The sequence below is a fragment of the Neptunicella sp. genome, from assembly GCF_048268085.1.
Classification (GTDB): domain Bacteria; phylum Pseudomonadota; class Gammaproteobacteria; order Enterobacterales; family Alteromonadaceae; genus Neptunicella.
In genome coordinates this window covers 50352-71358 of sequence record NZ_JBLWWF010000021.1, presented here as the reverse complement: position 1 = coordinate 71358, position 21007 = coordinate 50352, and the positions used below count along the sequence as shown (strand labels likewise).

18 protein-coding genes, 4 tRNA genes and 1 pseudogene are annotated in these 21007 nt (G+C 43.4%); 18 read left to right on the top strand and 5 right to left on the bottom strand.

The features are described 5' to 3' along the window. From ACTD55_RS15940 to hemA, 3 genes and pseudogenes are all read right to left on the bottom strand, one after another. Positions 1 to 276, bottom strand: a pseudogene (locus ACTD55_RS15940) (peptide chain release factor N(5)-glutamine methyltransferase); the annotation flags it as partial. Then, a complete protein-coding gene (prfA, locus tag ACTD55_RS15935; protein WP_438865323.1) occupies positions 269 to 1354 on the bottom strand; it encodes a peptide chain release factor 1 in 1086 nt (361 codons plus the stop codon). The pseudogene ACTD55_RS15940 and the gene prfA, both read right to left, overlap by 8 nt. A 12-nt stretch (positions 1355 to 1366) precedes the next feature. Beyond that, positions 1367 to 2623 carry a glutamyl-tRNA reductase gene (hemA, locus tag ACTD55_RS15930; RefSeq protein WP_438865322.1) on the bottom strand — a complete coding sequence of 419 codons (1257 nt, stop codon included), beginning with the start codon at positions 2621 to 2623 and terminating at the stop codon, positions 1367 to 1369. Between the two features lie 154 nt (positions 2624 to 2777). Here hemA and lolB point away from each other — a divergent pair, with 154 nt between their 5' ends. The 12 genes from lolB to ACTD55_RS15870 all read left to right on the top strand — a co-directional run bounded on the left by lolB (position 2778) and on the right by ACTD55_RS15870 (position 11126). Beyond that, positions 2778 to 3353 (top strand): lipoprotein insertase outer membrane protein LolB, encoded by a 576-nt coding sequence (gene lolB / locus ACTD55_RS15925; protein ID WP_438865321.1) that lies wholly within the window; start codon positions 2778 to 2780, stop codon positions 3351 to 3353. Beyond that, positions 3338 to 4213, top strand: coding sequence for a 4-(cytidine 5'-diphospho)-2-C-methyl-D-erythritol kinase (gene ispE, locus ACTD55_RS15920; protein WP_438865320.1), 876 nt, complete (start codon positions 3338 to 3340; stop codon positions 4211 to 4213). Before lolB ends, ispE begins: the two co-directional genes overlap by 16 nt. A 63-nt stretch (positions 4214 to 4276) precedes the next feature. Next, positions 4277 to 5224 (top strand): ribose-phosphate pyrophosphokinase, encoded by a 948-nt coding sequence (locus tag ACTD55_RS15915; protein ID WP_438865319.1) that lies wholly within the window; start codon positions 4277 to 4279, stop codon positions 5222 to 5224. A gap of 279 nt (positions 5225 to 5503) precedes the next feature. After that, on the top strand, positions 5504 to 6127 hold the full coding sequence (locus tag ACTD55_RS15910; protein WP_438865318.1) for a DUF4082 domain-containing protein: 624 nt from the start codon (positions 5504 to 5506) through the stop codon (positions 6125 to 6127). A 194-nt stretch (positions 6128 to 6321) separates the two neighbouring features. Further along, on the top strand, positions 6322 to 6954 hold the full coding sequence (locus tag ACTD55_RS15905; protein WP_438865317.1) for a 50S ribosomal protein L25/general stress protein Ctc: 633 nt from the start codon (positions 6322 to 6324) through the stop codon (positions 6952 to 6954). 17 nt (positions 6955 to 6971) lie between these two features. Then, complete coding sequence (gene pth / locus ACTD55_RS15900) at positions 6972 to 7556, top strand: aminoacyl-tRNA hydrolase (protein WP_438865316.1); 585 nt, start codon at positions 6972 to 6974, stop codon at positions 7554 to 7556. 33 nt (positions 7557 to 7589) lie between these two features. Beyond that, positions 7590 to 8681, top strand: coding sequence for a redox-regulated ATPase YchF (gene ychF / locus ACTD55_RS15895; protein WP_438865315.1), 1092 nt, complete (start codon positions 7590 to 7592; stop codon positions 8679 to 8681). Positions 8682 to 8922: 241 nt separating this feature from the next. After that, positions 8923 to 8999, top strand: a tRNA-Met gene (locus ACTD55_RS15890). A gap of 12 nt (positions 9000 to 9011) precedes the next feature. Further along, positions 9012 to 9096, top strand: a tRNA-Leu gene (locus ACTD55_RS15885). Between the two features lie 166 nt (positions 9097 to 9262). Beyond that, a tRNA-Gln gene (locus ACTD55_RS15880) sits at positions 9263 to 9337 on the top strand. Between the two features lie 151 nt (positions 9338 to 9488). Continuing rightward, positions 9489 to 9563: transfer RNA gene (locus tag ACTD55_RS15875), tRNA-Gln, on the top strand. Positions 9564 to 9710: 147 nt separating this feature from the next. Then, positions 9711 to 11126: an alanine/glycine:cation symporter family protein gene (locus ACTD55_RS15870; RefSeq protein WP_438865314.1), complete on the top strand. Its 1416-nt coding sequence runs from the start codon at positions 9711 to 9713 to the stop codon at positions 11124 to 11126. Here the strand turns inward: ACTD55_RS15870 and ACTD55_RS15865 are convergent. Then, positions 11116 to 12288, bottom strand: a complete 1173-nt coding sequence (locus ACTD55_RS15865; RefSeq protein WP_438865313.1) for an FAD-dependent oxidoreductase — start codon at positions 12286 to 12288, stop codon at positions 11116 to 11118. The genes ACTD55_RS15870 and ACTD55_RS15865 overlap by 11 nt on opposite strands. A gap of 193 nt (positions 12289 to 12481) precedes the next feature. Here ACTD55_RS15865 and ACTD55_RS15860 point away from each other — a divergent pair, with 193 nt between their 5' ends. The 6 genes from ACTD55_RS15860 (at position 12482) to lnt (ending at position 18412) form a co-directional block, all read left to right on the top strand. Continuing rightward, the gene (locus ACTD55_RS15860) at positions 12482 to 12775 is read left to right on the top strand and encodes a hypothetical protein (protein WP_438865312.1); all 294 of its coding nucleotides are present in this window, start codon (positions 12482 to 12484) and stop codon (positions 12773 to 12775) included. Between the two features lie 232 nt (positions 12776 to 13007). Further along, positions 13008 to 14441 carry a tRNA (N6-isopentenyl adenosine(37)-C2)-methylthiotransferase MiaB gene (gene miaB, locus ACTD55_RS15855; protein ID WP_438865311.1) on the top strand — a complete coding sequence of 478 codons (1434 nt, stop codon included), beginning with the start codon at positions 13008 to 13010 and terminating at the stop codon, positions 14439 to 14441. Between the two features lie 12 nt (positions 14442 to 14453). Further along, positions 14454 to 15467 carry a PhoH family protein gene (locus ACTD55_RS15850; RefSeq protein WP_438865310.1) on the top strand — a complete coding sequence of 338 codons (1014 nt, stop codon included), beginning with the start codon at positions 14454 to 14456 and terminating at the stop codon, positions 15465 to 15467. After that, positions 15467 to 15931: an rRNA maturation RNase YbeY gene (gene ybeY, locus ACTD55_RS15845; protein WP_438865309.1), complete on the top strand. Its 465-nt coding sequence runs from the start codon at positions 15467 to 15469 to the stop codon at positions 15929 to 15931. The genes ACTD55_RS15850 and ybeY overlap by 1 nt, the downstream gene beginning before the upstream one ends. A gap of 96 nt (positions 15932 to 16027) precedes the next feature. Further along, the gene (gene corC / locus ACTD55_RS15840) at positions 16028 to 16903 is read left to right on the top strand and encodes a CNNM family magnesium/cobalt transport protein CorC (RefSeq protein WP_438865308.1); all 876 of its coding nucleotides are present in this window, start codon (positions 16028 to 16030) and stop codon (positions 16901 to 16903) included. Positions 16904 to 16909: 6 nt separating this feature from the next. Continuing rightward, positions 16910 to 18412: an apolipoprotein N-acyltransferase gene (lnt, locus tag ACTD55_RS15835; protein ID WP_438865307.1), complete on the top strand. Its 1503-nt coding sequence runs from the start codon at positions 16910 to 16912 to the stop codon at positions 18410 to 18412. 109 nt (positions 18413 to 18521) lie between these two features. Here lnt and ACTD55_RS15830 read toward each other — a convergent pair whose 3' ends face one another. Continuing rightward, positions 18522 to 20909, bottom strand: a complete 2388-nt coding sequence (locus tag ACTD55_RS15830) for a Lon protease family protein (RefSeq protein ID WP_438865306.1) — start codon at positions 20907 to 20909, stop codon at positions 18522 to 18524. Positions 20910 to 21007 lie beyond the last annotated feature (98 nt).

Below are 21007 nucleotides of genomic sequence, written 5' to 3'. Positions count from 1 at the left end.
GGGGATTAAGGTATGGCTGGAAACCTTCAGACGTAAGGTCCAAAAATCGCGATAACCGAGTAAATAGGCAATCGGCTGGCCTTTTTTACGCTCGTACACCAATTGCTGAAATTGGTTTAACGGGGTTGGTTCTAGTGTTTTTTCCGGCCAAGTGTGCAGATAAACGCTCGGGCATTGTAAGCAATGACACAATAAAATACTGGCTTCCGATGCAGGACTATCATATTCACTGAGCTCGTTCCGAGCCCAGTTTAAGGCTGATTGAATATCAGTCATCGGCCAAGGTGGCTAACAGATCGGCTTGATGTTCCTGTCTGATCGGTTCAAAGATGGCGTTCAAGTCCCCTTCAATCACTTCATCGAGCTTATATAAGGTTAAATTAATACGATGATCGGTCACTCGACCTTGCGGGAAATTGTAAGTACGAATGCGCTCGGAACGGTCGCCACTGCCCACCAGACTTTTTCGGGTAGAGGCTTCTTCGGCGTCACGTTTATCCTGTTCCAGACGATTCAAACGAGCCTGAAGCACGGATATGGCCTTGGCGCGATTTTTATGCTGTGAACGTTCATCCTGACATTCCACCACCAAACCGGTCGGAATGTGGGTTAAACGTATAGCTGAATCGGTTTTGTTGACGTGCTGTCCCCCAGCACCACTGGCACGGAAGGTATCAATCCGCAAATCTCCGGCGTTGATTTCAATTGCTTCGGATTCGGGCACTTCAGGCAACACGGCCACGGTACACGCCGACGTATGAATACGGCCCTGTGATTCTGTTTCCGGTACCCGTTGCACCCGGTGGCCACCTGATTCAAACTTAAGTATTCCGTAAGCCCCATCACCAACAACATTGACAATAATTTCCTTGTAACCGCCATGTTCACCATGATTGGCACTGACAATTTCCAGTTTCCAACGTTGCGTTTCTGCATAGCGGCTGTACATACGGAACAAATCACCAGCAAAAATGGCGGCTTCATCTCCTCCCGCCCCGGCACGGATTTCCAAAAAGCAGTTATGGTCATCGTTGGGATCTTTAGGTAATAACAGGATCTGTAATTGCGTTTCAAATTGCTCAATTTGCTGTTCGGCTAAGGCACACTCTTCTTTCGCCATTTGCTGCATTTCAGCGTCATCTTCAAGCAACATCTCTTTAGCCGATTGCAAATCATCCAAGGATTGTTGATAGTCTCTAAAACACTTAACGGTAGGCTCTTGCTGGGCATATTCTTTGGATAAATTTCTGAATCGATCTTGATCAGAAATAACCGAAGGATCGCTCAATAGCGCCTGAACTTCTTCAAATCGTTCAACTAACGATTCTAACTTACGAATAACAGATTCTTTCATAATGTTCCTGAATTAGTCGGTATCCAGCCCAAGAATACCGCGAATTTTGCTCACGCCCTGATGATCAGCTTGCTGAGCGGCCTGCTTAATCGCTTTAGTGGGTGCATGAATGAGGCTATTGGTTAATTTATTCGCCAGTTCCAAAATAATTTGTTCGGCATTTTGCCCTTCCGATAACTGGTTTAATGCTCGTTCTTGTAATTTCTGTTTAATTTTTTCACTCTGCTCACGGTATTCACGCAGCACGTCAATGGAATCCAGCGATCGGTTCCATTGTAAATAGTGTTCCACCTGTTGAGCAATCATCTGTTCTGCTTCAGCGGCTGCGTCTTGGCGACTCGCCATATTCTGTTCGATAATTTGTTGCAAGTCATCCACGCTATACAAATAAGCGTCACTTAATTCACTGACTTCCGGCTCAATATCTCGTGGTACAGCCAAATCCACCATAAACATCGGTTTTTGACGTCTATCCCGCAACGCTCGCTCGACGATACCTTTACCTAAAATGGGTAACTGACTAGCCGTTGAGGTAATGACAATATCGGCTTCACTTAAATGATTGGGCACCTGAGCCAAGGTAATCACCTCAGCTTCCAACGGTTCCGCAACAGTTTTTGCGCGACTGATAGTGCGGTTCGCCACCGTCATTCGACTCACTTGTTGCTCTTTCAAATGTCGTCCGACTAACTCGATAGTTTCGCCAGCCCCAATTAGCAGTACATGGCTTTGTTGTAACGAGCCAAATATATGTTTGGCGAGCTGTACCGCAGAATAGGCCACCGAAACTGAATTAGCACCGATGTCGGTATCGGTACGAACTTTTTTGGCAATTGAAAAACTCTGTTGAAACAGTCGCTCAAAATTGGAACCAATATTGCCGGTATTTTTGGCACTGGAAAAAGCCTGCTTAAGCTGCCCTAACACTTGTGGCTCGCCTAACACCATGGAATCAAGACCACTTGCTACGCGCATTACATGGGTAATAGCTTGTTGATCCTGATACTGATAACTAACACTATTTAATTGCTCGATATCTAATTGGTGATATTCAGCTAGCCATCCTGATAACAGACTTTCACCAGTTTGTTCAAAATAACAATAAATCTCTGTACGATTACAAGTCGACAGGATCACCGATTCCAGACATCCGGTACTTTGCTGTAAACTGCGGTATGCCTCAATCAACTGTTCAGTAGAGAAAGAAACTTTTTCTCTTATATCAACCGGCGCAGTTTTATGGTTAATTCCTAATACAATAAGACTCATGCAACTTGTCGTTATGCTAGTGAAAGGGGTTAGGGATTTGAATCAGACAGTTTGACGTCAGTTCAGCGCTGCATTGTACGTAAAAGCTAAAACTATTGAAAGCATCGCTAACACTGTGTTCCCATATCATCCTATGAAAAACAATAAGAATACTATGAAATTTATCGTCCCAAGCTTAATCATATTGCTACTTAGCGCCTGTAGCAGTCGCCCTTTTCTGCCAGATGCCCCACTGGATAGTCAATTACATCAACAACAATTGGAAAAAATCACTAATTGGCAAATTGAAGGCCGTCTGGCCTACATCGATGAACAGCAAAAACACAGTGCTAACTTTACCTGGCAACAACAACCAACCATGTTTAGTTTAGATTTACGCACTTTTATTGGCACCAGTATTTTACACCTAGAACAACAACCACAAGTGGCTACATTGGACATGGATGAGGGGCATTACACCGCGATTAATGCCACCGAACTGTTAACTCAGCTTACTGGTTGGCGGATTCCGGTCAAGCAACTGCGCACTTGGATTAAAGGGCAAACGACGGGACTTGAAAAAGTAACCTGGTCAGATTCTGGCTGGATCAGTGAACTGCGTTACGATGGCTGGACCGTCAGCTACAATAATTATCAACCGGTGAAACATACCGTGCTCCCTCACGAAATTCGCCTTAAAAAGCAACAACGACGAATTATATTAAGAATAAATCAATGGCAAACCAACTAATTAACTGGCCTTCTCCGGCCAAACTGAACTTATTTTTACATATTACCGGCCAACGGGCCGATGGCTATCATCAATTACAAAGTTTGTTTCAACTATTAGATTACGGCGACACATTACGTTTTGAAATAACCGCAGACCCGCAACTAAGGTTAATGACCCCATTAGCCGGTGTACCTGATGATGATAATTTGATTATTCGTGCCGCGATGTTATTAAAACAATGGTCGGGTTGTCCGATGGGAGCCAATATCTGGTTAGATAAAAAGTTGCCTATGGGTGGTGGTATCGGCGGTGGTTCTTCTAATGCAGCCACCGTATTGGTTGGTTTAAACTACCTTTGGGGACTGGATTTTTCTGTAACTGAATTAGCCCAAATGGGATTAACTCTGGGCGCGGATGTGCCGGTATTTGTGGAAGGCAATACCGCTTTTGCCGAAGGTGTCGGGGAAAAATTAATTCCGTCCATTCAGCCCCAATACTATTTTGTTGTAGTAACTCCCAATTGCCATGTAAGTACCGCAGAAATATTTGCTGCAAGCGACTTACCCCGTAACACAAATGTCATAAATCTGGACGAGTACAGCTTTAACCGTACCCAAAATGACTGTCAAAAAGTGGTGTTTGCCCAACAGCCTTTAGTTGCAAAAGCCTTTAACTGGTTGATAGAATACGCGCCGTCGAGGATGACAGGCACAGGCGCATGTGTGTTTGCGATGTTTGATGATGAAATTTCAGCCAACCGTTGTTTACAACAGCTACCCGCTGAGTTTTCAGGTTTTGTGGCCAAAGGCGTAAATCGTTCGCCATTACATGAGTTGCTCACTGAACTGAAACATCATAACCACAATGTAACTGGCTAAACGAACAACTGGGCATCACCAAATCCCAGCCATTATTTCAATTTCACCTCCGAGGGCTATATAGTGCCAGATATGAAACTTTTTGCTGGTAATGCAGTACCAGAACTTGCCCAGAAAGTGGCCGACCGACTTTATACTAAGCTGGGTCATGCCAGCGTAGGACGTTTCAGCGACGGTGAAATCAGTGTAGAAATCCACGAGAATGTCCGTGGTTCCGATGTGTTTATTATTCAATCCACTTGTGCACCGACTAACGACAATTTAATGGAATTGATCGTGATGATCGATGCCTTGCGACGAGCTTCAGCCGGTCGTATTACCGCGGTAATCCCCTACTTTGGTTATGCCCGTCAGGATAGACGAGTCCGTTCCGCACGGGTACCTATTACATCCAAAGTAGTGGCAGACTTTCTGTCTAACGTGGGTGTGGATCGAGTCTTAACTATCGACTTGCATGCAGAGCAAATTCAGGGTTTCTTTGACGTACCAGTGGATAACGCTTTTGGTACCCCCATTTTATTGGAAGATATGCGCAATCGCGAATTCCATAACCCAGTCGTGGTTTCACCGGATATTGGTGGTGTTGTGCGTGCACGTGCTCTAGCCAAACTAATGAACGATGTGGATTTAGCCATTATTGACAAGCGTCGACCTAAAGCGAATGTTGCCCAAGTCATGCATATTATCGGTGATGTACAAGATCGTGACTGTATTATTGTCGATGATATGATTGATACTGGTGGCACGTTATGTAAAGCCGCCGCGGCATTAAAAGAGCATGGAGCCAAACGGGTTTTTGCCTATGCTACTCACGCGATATTCTCCGGTAATGCCAAACAAAATATTATGGATTCAGTCATTAACGAATTTATCGTTACCGACAGTATTCCGTTATGCCCGGAAATTAGAGCCTTGCCTAATGTTCGTCAATTAACCTTATCGAATATGCTGGCCGAAGCCATTCGTCGGGTAAGTAACGAAGAATCTATCTCAGCGATGTTTGAGTATTAAATATCAAGCATCCAGATTCAAACTTGCAAAATAATAAAGTGCCGCTACATTAAGCGGCATTTTTATATCTGTCATAACACGCCAAACCGCCTTATCAACAACTGTTTAATTTTTCGACACTTTAGTGTCGGCTTATTTTACACATCCAATATCATACCGTTTTAACTCACCCTAACCTATTGAATAATAAGGATTATAAAAAAGGCATATATTTTGCTTTAATTTTAAATTGGCGCAATTGTGCTGTAAGTCAAGTCGTAGAATATCAGGAAATTAAACATGAAGAAGTTGTTGCCGTTATTTTCTTTATCAATCCTATTCATCAGTGGATGGGCAAATGCCAGTCTCATTTCCGGATTAGGCGAAGTTAATTCAAGTTTTTATATCAATGACAATACCGATGCTGGATGGCTACGAGGCTGGGTATTTAAAGTCAATATTGAGGATGTGTGGGTTTCCCAGTTAGGTTTACATACTCCTTCAGCCGATGCCTCGGAATTTACTATTAATCTGTGGGATTTGGCCAGTAACAGCGTAATTGCCAGCACCAATGCTAGCGATAGCAGTGACGGTTGGGAATGGTTTGATATTGCGCCTGTTACATTACTTAACGGCAATGAATATTTTGTTTCGCTGTTCAGCCCGACCGATGCACCTTACTACTTTAGCTTTGATCAAAGTACGATGCCCGATGGCGATATTGAATATATTGAAACTCGCTATTGTAACAGCTGTAACAGTAACTCAAATCCTAGCAATGCGATTAACAATGCAAATTACGGATTGGTCGATATTGCTTATCAAGTTATCCCGTCGTCAAGCAATCCCATTCCTGAGCCTTCGACGTTATTATTATTAACTCTAGGACTCGGGTTTATTAGCCGTCGTCAAAGACATCATTAGTTTTCCTGTCCAGTTTTAAACCAATGCCGCGGATTAACGCGGCATTTTACTTATAAATCGGCACTAGGGTGTATTTATCCCTCTTTTGTTATTGTTAATAAAATAGCCTAGTGGTAGAATTCGCCGCCCTTTTTTGGGACTCATGTGGGCTTTGGTCGCAAAAGCACACAACATTCATTTTTTTGGAGTAATTTATGCCTGAAGCAATTTTTAATCTGGACGCAGAAGTTCGTACAGACTTGGGGAAAGGTGCGAGCCGCCGCCTACGTCATGAGAACAAAGTACCTGCGATCCTATACGGAGCCGGTAAAGAAGCCGTTTCTTTGACTCTGGATCACAACAAAGTTATCCAAGCTCAAGACTTCGAAGCCTTCTATTCACACGTATTAACGTTGAATATCGGTGGTAAAAAAGTAGAAGCATTAGTAAAAGACATGCAACGTCACCCATACAAGTTAAAAGTTACTCATATCGACTTTTTGCGCGTAGATGCCAAGCAAGCTGTTACTACTCACATTCCTTTACACTTCATCAATGAAGATAAAGCGGATGCAATCAAAATTCACGGTGGTCACGCAGAACACCACATGGCTGACGTAGAAATTTCTTGTTTGCCTAAGGACTTACCTGAGTTTATCGAAGTTGACTTGCTCAATATCGAACTAGGTCAAACCCTGCACTTGTCTGATTTAACCATGCCTAAAGGCGTTTCTTTGGTTGAACTAGCTAAAGGTGAAAGCCATGACCAAGCCGTTGTTACTGTTAAAGTAGCCAAAGGTACAAGCGTTGACGCTGAAGATGAAAGCGAAGAAGACGCTGCTGAATAAGTTTTAAGGCAACTCTTTTGTCTGACATTAAACTTATTGTGGGCCTGGGTAATCCAGGCCCCGAATATCAAAATACACGCCATAATGCCGGCTCATGGTATGTTGAAGCACTGGCCCACTATTACAATTCACCACTGGTTGTAGAAAATAAATTTTTAGCACGCACCTGTCGTACTGTAATCAATAATAAAGAGATCAGATTGATGATCCCGACCACCTATATGAACTTAAGTGGTCAAGCGGTTGCCAAGTTAGCCAATTTTTATCGTATTGATGTCGAAAGTATTTTAGTTGCTTTTGATGAACTCGATTTACCACCGGGTGTCGCCAAGCTAAAAACAGGCGGTAGTTCCAGTCAAAATGGTATTCGCGATATTGTCAGTAAAATGGCCAATAATAAAAACTTTCACCGACTACGCATTGGTATCGGACATCCGGGACATAAAAGTCAGGTTACGGGTTATGTATTAGGCAAAGCGCCACAGAATGAACAACAACTAATAGAAGCAGCTATCGATGAAGCGGTACGTTGCACTGAGATTTTAGTAAAAGACGGCATCACTCTGGCAATGAATCGATTGCATAGTTTTAAAGCCGAATAAACCAATTAAATTAGTTAATACGAGGAAAGAAAAATGGGGTTTAAATGTGGCATAGTCGGTTTGCCTAATGTGGGTAAATCTACCTTGTTCAATGCGTTAACTAAAGCAGGCATTGAAGCAGCTAACTTTCCTTTCTGTACTATCGAGCCGAATACCGGTGTAGTGCCGGTTCCCGATCTGCGCCTGGATGCGTTAGCCCAAATTGTTAATCCACAACGCATTATTCCCACCACGATGGAATTTGTTGATATTGCCGGCTTAGTAGCAGGAGCATCTAAAGGTGAAGGCTTAGGTAATAAATTTTTGGCTAACATTCGTGAAACGGATGCGATTGGCCATGTGGTGCGTTGCTTTGAAGACGATAATATTGTCCACGTTGCCGGTAAGGTTGATCCTCAACAAGATATTGAAGTAATCGATACCGAATTGGCTCTGGCTGACTTGGATAGCGTTGAAAAAGCTATTCTCCGTGTCGGTAAGCGTGCCAAAAGTGGTGATGCGGATGCTAAATTTGAACTCAAAGTATTAGAAAAATTAACACCTCAGTTAAATGAAGGTCACCTGTTGCGTGCTTTAGACTTAAGCAAGGAAGAAAAAGCCGCTATCAGCTATATGAATTTGTTAACGCTGAAACCCATTATGTATATCGCCAACGTCAACGAAGACGGCTTCGAAAACAACCCCTATCTGGATAAAGTTCGTGCCATCGCCGAAAAAGAAAATGCGGTTGTCGTGGCGGTGTGTGCGGCTATCGAGTCTGAAATAGCCGAACTGGATGACGCGGATAAAAAAGAGTTTCTGGATGAGATGGGACTTGAAGAACCGGGATTGAACCGGGTTATTCGTGGCGGTTATGAATTATTAAACCTGCAAACATATTTCACCGCTGGTGTTAAAGAAGTGCGTGCATGGACTTTCCCTGAAGGCTCTACAGCCCCACAAGCTGCAGGTAAAATTCATACCGACTTTGAAAAAGGCTTTATTCGAGCGGAAATTATCGGCTTTGATAACTATATCGAGTTCAAGGGTGAACAAGGTGCAAAAGATGCCGGTAAATGGCGTCTGGAAGGCAAAGACTATATTGTTAAAGATGGTGATGTGATCCACTTCCGTTTTAATGTTTAATGATCAGGTCTGTTGGCCTGTTATCATCATTACTGCTGAGCCGTTTTTCTGATAACAGGGCGCAGGTTACGCCACAGTTGTAAAACCAACTGCCGCTAAAACATTCAATCTAGCCCACTTTTTAGTGGGCTTTTTTATATCTGGCCCCAAGGTTGAACATATACTAGGCAATCAAACATTTTACGCCAAAAAAGGGGTTGACGACCTTTGGGCAGATGAGCATAATACGCGCCTCTCGAATGGCTACGTAGCTCAGTTGGTTAGAGCACAGCACTCATAATGCTGGGGTCGCAAGTTCAAATCTCGCCGTAGCCACCATTCGAGGCAAGTGCGGAAGTGGTGAAATTGGTATACACGCTGGATTTAGGTTCCAGTGCCCTAGGGCGTGAGAGTTCAAGTCTCTCCTTCCGCACCATTTATTTAATAGATTTTTGCTTAAGATAATTTCAAAGTTCTGAGTAAAAACGTTTAGTAAACTTTTTAGTGAAACTCTAAACAAAACAACTGGAGTATCGCCAAAAGGTAACGGGAAATCAAAACCCGTACAGGTAAACTTTTTAGTGAACTCTAAACAAAACAACTGGGGTATCGCCAAGCGGTAAGGCAACGGGTTTTGATCCCGTCATGCGTTGGTTCGAATCCAGCTACCCCAGCCATATTCTAGATTTACGAATAAATAAAGTTTATTCTTAATATCTAAAAACATTGAGTAACATACCCGAATAGGTGTATTGCCAAAAGGTAACGGGGAATCTGAACCCGTACTCTTAATTGAGAAATCTTTTAGCAAAACTCTAAACAAACAACTGGGGTATCGCCAAGCGGTAAGGCAACGGGTTTTGATCCCGTCATGCGTTGGTTCGAATCCAGCTACCCCAGCCATATTAAATAAGAAAGCCCGCTTATAGCGGGCTTTTTTATTGGTATCATTCAATGACCAACATCTAAAAATTGTCACTGGACAGCCGGAAAACTAAAAGACATTATCTTACTTTAAAATAACCTATAAAAATCCCTTAAGGATCTGTTTTGTTTGATCAAATTATTGGCGCCATTAATTCCCTGCTTTGGAACTATTACGTTTTACTAATCATGCTTATCGCGGCTGGCGTATGGTTTACCTTTAAACTGGATTTTATCCAGTTCCGCCACTTTGGCCATATGTTTAGTGTCATGCGGGGAAGTACTCATGGTGGAAAGTCAGGCATCAGTTCTTTTGGAGCCTTATGCACCAGTTTATCAGCGCGGGTGGGTACAGGTAATTTAGCTGGAGTGGCAGTGGCAATTTCAGTGGGTGGCGCTGGCGCTATTTTTTGGATGTGGGTAATCGCCCTACTCGGTATGGCTATCGGTTTTGCCGAAAGCGCATTAGGCCAGTTATATAAAATTCGTGATGACAACGGTGAGTTCCGCGGTGGTCCCGCTTACTACATTCAGCAGGGTTTAAATAAACGCTGGTTAGCGATTGCCTTTTCGGTGTGTATTTTTCTTGGATATGGGTTGGTCTTTAGCTCTGTGCAAGCCAACTCAATCACTGATGCATTAAATCATGCTTATGGTTTTCCGCCTCTTTATTCCGGGCTTGTGATAGCGGCTATTGCCGGTATTATCGTCGTCGGTGGTCTGCGCAGCATTGCAAATTTTTCTCAATTAATTGTGCCCTTTATGGGGCTTGGCTATGTATTGGTTACCCTTGCCATCACATTATGGAATCTCGATGCGATACCCGGCGTTTTATATAACATTGTTACCTCAGCATTTGGATTGAATGAGGCCGCTGGAGGGACAATAGGCGCAGCTATTCAGCATGGTGTCAAACGCGGGTTGTATTCTAATGAAGCGGGTTCGGGCAGTGTTCCTCAGGCTGCTGCCGCTGCCACGCCAAATCCTAATCACCCGGTATCGCAAGGCATGGTACAAATGCTTGGGGTGTTTATCGACACGCTGGTTTTATGCAGTTGTACGGCTTTTATTATTTTACTCGCAGGGGGTGGAGCCGGTGAACAAATGGAAGGGATCCGCATGACACAAGATGCCATGACATTTCATATTGGTGCTGGTGGAACAGATTTTGTCGCAGCAGCAATTTGTCTGTTTTCGTTTAGTTCAGTCGTGGCTAATTATGCTTATGCTGAATCCAACCTGCATATGTTTAAACTAGACAACAAAATGGGGCGCATTGGCTTTACTATTGCTTATTTGGTCATGGTTTTGTGGGGTTCATCTGCATCACTACCGAGAGTGTGGGTAATGGCCGATGTGGCGCTGGGATTAATGACTGTCATCAACGTTATCGCAATAATCTGGCTAACCCCGACCATTGTATCCATTACCCGCGATTATTTTGCGTCACGTGATAAAGGTCACACGCCTGACTATAAAACCGGTCAGTGCTTAATTCAGGGCGAAACTGAAAAAGGCATATGGGATCAAGCTAACGGCTGATCCCTAAGGCGTATTTCATTAGTTGATTTTTAACCGGCGTAATTTTATTGGTTGCGCCCAATACCCCATTGCGTAACCATTTAATCGGTAAAATATCATTGCTAAAGGTCTGATAGAGCACATCCATACCACCACTCATCAGTAAATTATCGCGACGCCTAATCCGTTGATAGCGACTAAATAATTGTTGTATATCATCAAGGTGCTGCGGTATCCCCTGTTGTTCAACTAGCTCAAGCAAACATTGAATATCTTTAAATCCTAAATTAACGCCCTGCCCGGCTAACGGATTAATGGTATGTGCAGCATCACCAATTAATACAACTCGCCTGTGACTATAGCGATTGGCGCTCATTCGACTGAGAGGAAAACTCCCCACTTGTAATATTGCAAAATCCACCAATTCGGGGGGGAAAGCTTTTTGTATCTCAACTTTAAGTTGTTGATGGGATAATTGTTTTAACTGAGCAATTCGTTCTGCATTGTGATACCAGACCAACGATGCAAACTGATTATACAGAGGTAAAAATGCAACAGGACCATTCGGGGTAAATTGTTGCCAGGTAATATCCTGCTGCTGCGCATCGGTCTTAATCGTAATACCAAGTGCATGTTGCTGATATTGCCATCCCGACACACCTATCTCGGCCGCTTTACGTACCGCAGAATTAGCACCATCAGCGCCTACAATCCAGTCAGCCTGTAAAGTGGTTTTATCGGCTAAATGCACCACTGGGCGGTCGCTAAAGTCAAAAGAGGCAATACGAGTCGCCGCGATTAAGCAACCATTCGAATAAGCGTTGAATGCTTGTAACAGGCCGAGTTGTACCAGTCGGTTTTCGACAATGTGGCCTAAATGTTCAACACCAAGATCAGCGGCACAAAAATCAGTGCGCATCTGTTCCTTTTCCCAAACCGCCAAGCGACGATACACGCACAACCGCATATTTTGAATATAATCCCACGCACCAAGCTGCTGCAATAAACGTTCTGACCCTAAACTAATAGCTGAGACCCGTAAATCTGGTGGTTGATCAGGATTATAGGCATCAGGAATATGCTGTTCGATTAACGCGACGGATAATCCAGCTTTCACTAACCCTAAAGCGGCAGTGGCTCCCACCATTCCTCCGCCCACCACGATGACATCATATTGCTGCATTTTAAAATCCAAAAACCAACCACGACGATAGCATTATCAAGCTCACTGGCATTTATGCAAATGAATGTAACAAACAGAGTCTAAAACCCCTTCTCGACATACTTTATTACATCAGAAAAACAACTTTTTGCTTCATTGCACATACTTATATCTTGAACACGGAGATCAACCATACACAGACAAGAGACAGACCATGAAAAACTTATACGCAACTTTTATCATGACCGCTATTTCCCTTAATCCGGCAATAGCGATAGAACAAAACCCTACCGCTCAGGCGATGCAACGATATGTATTTAGTTACGACTTTGTCAACCAACAAGATCCGTTGAAACGCCATTATGAACATTTATCTCAAGAGATGAATTATCAGGTAGTGGTTGCAGTGCAGCAAGCCAGTCAAGCTAACCTGCGACAAGTGGGAAGTGATCTGGAACAATTTAATGATAGCCAAGAACAACAAGTTACCGTTCTAGCCAGTCGTTAACGGTTACCCAACAGCAGACGACCTAATCGCATCAGGTGTGTCCTCTGTTCATTATTGAACAAACGTCTCCCTGGGTCATTGCCGCAGGTAATATTGCGGCAGTGACTTTTTTATTGATTATCAGTGAAGTAAACATCGCAGCTGGTTAGTCAATACACAGCTGGTGTTTCGGGCAAATAAACGTTAAAATTGTCGGCTATTTTTAATGCAAAAGCATCGTAGATAAAGCCGAATGACTAAGAAATTATTTATTAAAACTTGGGGCTGCCAGATGAACGAGTACGATTCGGAAAAAATGGCCGATCTGCTCGACTCGACTCATGGCTACCAGCTTACTGACGCTGCTGAAGAAGCAGATGTTATCCTATTAAATACCTGTTCTATCCGCGAAAAAGCGCAGGAGAAGGTGTTTCATCAATTAGGTCGCTGGAAAAACCTGAAACAGCATAACCCGGACTTAATCATCGGTGTCGGTGGTTGTGTCGCATCACAGGAAGGTGATGTGATTCGTCAGCGTGCCCCTTACGTAGACATGGTATTTGGCCCTCAGACATTGCATCGCTTACCGGAGATGATCAATCACGTTCGCGGTGAAAAATCACCAATCGTGGATATTAGCTTCCCGGAAATTGAAAAGTTTGACCGCTTACCTGAGCCTCGTGCTGATGGTCCGTCCGCTTTTGTATCAATAATGGAAGGTTGCTCGAAATACTGTACTTTCTGTGTGGTGCCATATACCCGTGGTGAAGAAGTCAGTCGCCCTGCCGATGATGTACTTTTTGAAATCGCTCAATTAGCCGAACAAGGTGTACGTGAAGTCAATTTACTTGGTCAAAACGTCAATGCGTTCCGTGCGACTAATCATGACGGAAGCGTATGCACCTTTGCCGAGTTACTTGAATTAGTCGCCTCAATCGACGGCATTGATCGTATTCGTTATACCACGTCGCATCCGGTTGAGTTTACTGACGACATTATTGATGCCTACGCCAGTATTCCGGAGTTAGTGGATCATTTACATTTGCCAGTACAAAGTGGGTCAGATCGTATTTTGGCGTTGATGAAACGTGGCCATACTGCGATTGAATATAAGTCTAAAATTCGTAAGTTAAAAAAGGTTCGGCCGAATCTGTGCATGTCTTCTGATTTTATTATTGGCTTCCCCGGTGAAACCGACGAAGATTTTGAAGCAACCATGAACCTGATCCAGCAAGTTGATTTTGATTTAAGCTTCAGTTTCATCTACAGCGCACGCCCGGGTACACCTGCGGCAGATTTGCCAGACGATGTGAGCGAAGAAACCAAAAAGCAACGGTTACAGCTGTTACAGCAACGGATCAATCAACAAGCATTGCGCATTGCCCGCAACATGATTGACACCGAACAACGTATTTTAGTTGAAGGCCCATCCAAGAAAAATCCAATGGAACTCAGTGGCCGTACCGAGAATAATCGCGTTGTTAACTTTGAAGGCACTCCGAATATGATCGGCCAGTTTGTTGACGTGGAAATTACTGACGTTTTCAGTAATTCATTGCGTGGTACGGTATTACGTACCGAACAACAAATGGATCTGAGGGTCAATACGTCACCGGATCAAATTCTGGCGAAGCAAGCTCATTCACAACCCGATCCACTTGGCGTGGGTCAATTTATTCCCCATTAGGAGCATTAAGCATTGGCGAACAAGCTAATCAGTAACGATATTTTACTCGAACCCAGTGATAACAAGCGTTTATCCGCCTTATGTGGTCCACTGGACGACAATTTAAAGCAAATTGAGCGTCGATTAGGCGTAGAGATTTCTTATCGAACCAATGAATTCCGGGTATTGGGTGAAACCCAGCAAGCCAATGCGGTCGCTGAGCTATTAAAATTGTTGTATATCGAAACCCAACCCATTAAGGGCAAAATTCCTGAATTGGATCCGGAAACCGTGCATTTGGCAATTCAGGAAGCCAAGTGTCTGGAACGAGCCGAATCGGGCAAGTATGGCAAAGAAGTTCATATAAAAACCCGTCGTGGCATTATCAAACCACGCAATCCAAATCAGTCACAATATGTTAAAAATATCGTTAATCACGATATTACTTTTGGTGTTGGTCCAGCGGGAACCGGTAAAACCTATTTAGCGGTTGCTTGTGCCGTCGATGCACTGGAACGCCAGGAAATTCGTCGCATATTATTAACTCGTCCCGCAGTAGAAGCCGGTGAAAAACTGGGTTTCCTACCTGGCGATCTGTCACAAAAAGTCGATCCCTACTTGCGTCCGCTTTACGATGCGCTATTTGAAATGCTTGGATTCGAGAAAGTCGAAAAATTGATTGAACGTAATGTTATTGAAGTGGCACCACTGGCCTACATGCGTGGTCGTACCCTGAACGATGCGTTTATCATTTTAGATGAAAGTCAGAATACCACCGTAGAACAGATGAAAATGTTCCTGACCCGGATTGGTTTTAACTCTCAAGCTGTGATTACCGGTGATATTACGCAAGTCGATTTGCCTCGTGGTGCCCGTTCGGGTTTGCGTCACGTGATTGAAGTATTAAAAGATGTACAAGATATTTCTTTTAATTTCTTTAATGCCAACGACGTCGTGCGCCATCCGGTAGTGGCACGCATTGTCCAGGCCTACGAAAATCACGATCTTCAAATGGAAAAGCTAAAACAGCAGGAAAAGGGTAATTAGTGACGGCTATCATCGATCTGCAAGTCGCCACCCAACAATCGACTATTCCTGCTCAAGCACAGATCCAACAATGGCTGGATCTGTGTTTTACCCAACTTGATATTCCCCAAGCCGAAATCACTATTCGTGTAGTCGATTGTGCCGAAAGCCAACAATTAAATCGCGATTATCGCGGCAAAGATAAGCCAACCAATGTGTTGTCTTTTCCCTTTGAAGCGCCGCCGGGTATTGACCTGGATCTACTGGGAGATTTAGTTGTCTGTGCACCGGTAGTCGCCGATGAAGCCGCTCAACAACACAAAAAGGAAATCGACCATTGGGCGCATATGATTTTGCATGGTACCTTGCATTTATTAGGCTACGACCATATAGATGATGCTGATGCACAGGAAATGGAAACACTCGAAATTGCCTTGTTGGCAAAATTAGAGATTGACGACCCCTATCAAGATCGGGAATTATAGCCCTTTGCAAACTCGTTTGATGTATTTGTCAACACTATTCAAACTATTATCAGGTAAGGCAATACTGACAGAAAATGTCAGTAAAATTAGGAATTTATGAGCGAAGACAACCCCCACTCTAGTAACGGTTCTTCAAAAGGCTGGCTGGACAAATTTGTACAGACTTTTACCGGAGAACCGCAAAATAGAGAGCAACTGGTTGAAGTCATTACCGACGCAGAACAACGTGAAGTCATTAATCCCGGTACACGAGAAATGATCGAAGGTGTACTGGATGTTGCCGAAATGAAAGTTCGGGATATCATGATCCCCCGTGCACAGATGGTAACAATCAATATTAATGAAACGGTCGAAGAGTTTTTACCTATTCTACTCGACTCTGCCCACTCCCGCTTTCCCATAATCAGTGAAGATAAAGATCATATTGAAGGGATCTTGTTAGCCAAAGATTTACTCGAATACGCATTTTGTGCTGATCGTAAAGTCGTCCTCAAAGATATTTTACGTCCTGCGGTAATCGTACCGGAAAGTAAAAGAGTAGATGTCCTTCTCAAAGAGTTTCGTCAAAAACGCTACCATATGGCTATTGTGGTTGATGAATATGGTGGTGTTTCCGGCCTTGTCACCATTGAAGATATTCTGGAAGAAATTGTCGGTGAAATAGAAGACGAACATGATGATGATGAAAGCAATAGCGAAGATATTCGGCCATTAAATAAAAACACCTATACGGTTAGAGCATTAACCGAAGTGGATGATTTTAATGACTACTTCAATACCGATTTTGATGAAGAAGAAGCCGATACAATCGGTGGTATTGTGCTAAATGCTTTTGGTCATATGCCTGAACGTGATGAAGAAATCACCATTAATGGTTTTGAGTTCAAAATTACCAATGCGGATAAACGTCGCTTAATCCAATTAAAAGTGACCCGCAGCAAAGATAGTCAATCAGAACAGGATGACAGTTAGTCGTTAATGAAAAATTATCTACTGTCCCTGCTGTGTGGCGTCAGTCTCACTTTTAGTTTCGCTCCGTTTTCACAGTGGTATATCACACCTATTGCGCTGGGAGCGTTCCTGTATTTATTAAATCAGGGCAATATTAAACAAGGCTGGTTAGGCTGGTGGTTTGGTCTGGGCTGGTTTGGTGCCGGGATCAGCTGGGTCCACGTAAGTATCGCCCAATATGGTGGCTTGCCCATTGTCTTTTCGCTGGGCTTAATGTTGTTACTGTGCGGTTATCTAGCCATTTACCCAGCGCTGTTTAGCAAAATACTCGGCCGCTATTGTCAGCCCAAATACTGGCCGCTAATCGCGCCGGGTTTATGGTTAAGCAGTGAAGCATTACGTGGCTGGATCTTAACCGGTTTCCCTTGGTTATCATTAGGCTATAGCCAAATCGATGGTCCGTTAGCGGGTTGGTTGCCGGTTTTGGGTCAAACCGGTACCAGCGTGATAATCATACTGATGGCGACCTGTGCCGCTATCTGGTTACCTAAAAAGCAATATGTGGCTACTGCCTCTATTTGGATAACCAGCCTGTTAGCAGGGCTGGTATTGAATCAAATAGATTGGGCTAGCGACTATAAAAATGATGTCAAAATCAGCATGATACAAGGCAATATTCATCAAAGCTTGCGTTGGGTTCCAGAACAAGACTGGCCGACCATGCAAATGTATCAGCGGTTAAGCCAACCCTTAATGGATAGCGATATTATCATTTGGCCCGAAGCTGCGATTCCCAAACTTGAACCTCTGGCACTGGATTATTTGCATACACTGGATAATGACGCGGCACAATCTCACACCGGTTTAATCACTGGCATCCTGAATTATAATTTTGAAACCAATCAAGCCTACAACGGTATTATTAGCTTAGGTAGCGTCAGCAAAGGGGATGACCAAGGTCATTATCAATATAATCATGGCAATCGCTATGCTAAACACCATTTGCTACCTATTGGTGAATTTATTCCGTTGGAAAAATGGCTACGGGGATTAGCCCCTATTTTCGATTTACCCATGTCTTCCTTTAGTCGTGGGGCTTATCAGCAGCCTAATTTGCAATCCAATGGCTATCATCTTGTTCCCGCGTTGTGCTACGAAATTGTGTTACCTGAGCAAATTCGCGCCAACTTGCATCAGGATAGCGACTTTATTTTAACCTTGAGTAATGATGCGTGGTTTGGAGACTCTCACGGTCCACATCAACATTTAGAAATAGCCAGAGTGCGTGCCAAAGAATTTGCTTTACCGGTATTACGGGCGACCAATAACGGTATTACGGCGTTTATCGATCATCGTGGGGAGATTATTGCCAAAGCCCCTCAATTTGTTGAAACGAGTCTAACCAGCCAAGTCGAAAATGTTCGCAGTAATACGCCCTATCGACGTTTTGGTGACTGTATCATTTGGTTGATTGCAGCAGCAGGACTAGTCATAGCACTGGGATTAAAGCGCCAACAGCAAAAATTGTAGATTTCATTCGTATTAATCCCAGAGCCGAAGGAAATACAGAGAACATCGCAATTGGCAGCCAATAATAGTCAGTCTGTGGTTCAAAACCTGTCACTCATCGCCCATCAGTTCAATCTTCATCGGTACCATTTACGATACTCGCAATGGCTAACAAGCGCCTAACCGCGGCGTAATTAACGCTATTTTTAGGATAACGCCCCCGACTGGAAATTTGTCCGGCTTCTTTGCCCATGAGTACTTCCAGGGCCTGATCGACATTATCTACCGTATAAATATGAAATTGATTACGTTTTACCGCTTCGATCACCTCTTTATCCAGCATCAGGTTAATTTGATTCGATTTAGGGATAACAACGCCTTGCTCACCGGTTAGCCCACGATGCACGCAGAGTTTAAAAAAGCCTTCAATTTTTTCATTTACGCCACCAACACTTTGCACCTCACCATATTGGTTGATGGAGCCGGTAACCGCCAGATTCTGTTTAACCGGAATTTCCGTCAATGCCGAGATTAGGGCAATCAATTCTCCTAACGACGCACTGTCACCATCGATATGTCCATATGATTGTTCCAAGGCAATATTGGCCGATAAGGTTAATGGAAATAACTGGGCATATTTATGGCCTAAATAGCCACTTAAAAGCATGACACCTTTAGAGTGAATGGACTTGCCCAGCTCCACTTCCCGCTCAATATCCACGACCCCGTTCGCTCCCACATAAACCGTTGAAGTGATTCTGGCAGGGGTTCCAAATACGCTATCACCGATTTCCAAGACCGTAAGTCCATTCACTTTGCCTACCGCTTCACCATTGGTCGCGATCAGAATTTGGCCTTCTTTAATATCATCTAGCAATGACTGGCTAATGCGACCACTACGTAACGTCTTGGCATCCAGTGCCGCTTCAATATGGACCGCGTCCAACGTGCTAGTTTGCGCCTGTAGACAAAAATATTTGGCTTCATTAAGCAATTCAATAATATCGGCAAAGCGAGCCGACAAACGGTGTTGATGTTCTGCTAAACGTAAACCATGTTCCACTAACCGATACATGGCTTTGGTGGAGATCCCTGCCAAATCAATGGCATAAATTTGACTACGCACCCGTCCCACAAAATCAAATAAGGTGGTTCTATCTAGTGGAATTTCATAGTCAAAATCCACTAACACACGAAATAATTCATCAAACTCATCATCATAATCTTGCAGGTTATAGTACAGATCACGGGAGCCTAGCAGCACAACTTTAATTTGAATCGGAATTGATTGGGGATTTAAAGTCATCGAATTGACCATCCCCACATCCTGTTGGGGAAACTCCATTTTCATTTCCCCTCGTTTCAATGCCAGTTTCAGGGTTTCCCAAACATAAGGCTGTTGAATCATTTTATCTGCATCAAGCAGCAAATAACCGCCATTTGCACGATGCACGGCCCCCGCTCGAATCATCCGATAATTGGTATATACCGACCCTTGCATACTGGTGTATTCAATACGCCCAAATAGGTTCTGGTAAGTAGGATTAGCCTCATAGATGACCGGCGCACCGCTATTAATTTGGTGTGAAATGAGTACGTTTGGTGAATATTGCTCTTCTAAAATCGCCCGTCGATCATATTCATCCTGTTTATCATCCTTGCTCTGTTCAGTCAGGATCTCCATTACGGTGTCAATTAAATGGGGCTTTAACTGATGCAAAAACTTAACAATACCTAACTCGCCTGCATATTTATGTTCGAGTTGTTTCAGTATGGGTTTAATACCCTGCTCCGCTGTTTCCCGTTTAAGTTGACGAATTTGTTCCGATGTTTCCCTTTTCCATTGAGGCAACTCAATAAGCTTTTCGCTTAGACGATTTTCCAGTTGATCAATAAGTTGATAAAAATGCTGACGCTGCTCGTCTGACATTTGACTAAAATCTTCATCATTAATGGGTTTACCATCAATAATCGGGGAAAAACTAATACTGTTGTTTTCTTCGTATAAGGCGACCTGGTTATTTTGTGCAAAAATTTCCAGCTCTTCGATCACTTTTTCATATTTTTGATCAAACTGGCGATTAATACTGGCTTTCTTCCGCTGATAACCGGGATTATCATAAGCGGCCGGAAACGTATCTAATATTTCATCAATTAATGAATCCATTTCGGTAGACAGTTTCTTGCTTTCCCCCGCAGATAAACGAATCGCTACCGGCTCACGTTCATCATCAAAATTATTGATATAACACCAGTCATCGGGCGTCGATAGGGTATTTACATGCTTGGTGATATATTCATCGACTAAGGTAAAACGACCTGTTGCCGGTTCGCCCATTACATATAAATTATAGCCGCTGGCATCAATACCCAAGCCAAAATCGAGCGCGGTTCTGGCTCTGTCCTGACCGATAAAGGTCGCACTCAAGGCGTTATCATCTTTTAATGCCTGATTAATTAATCTGCGGCTGGGTTTGGCCGACAACTGATGAGGAGTTAGTCTGTTATATTCCAACATAAACCTGTTTAATCGCCTTTAAGTTCAATATATTACCGTTTTAATATAACGTTAAACCCGTTTGAATGGGTAATTAAAATCAACTTATTGATAATAAG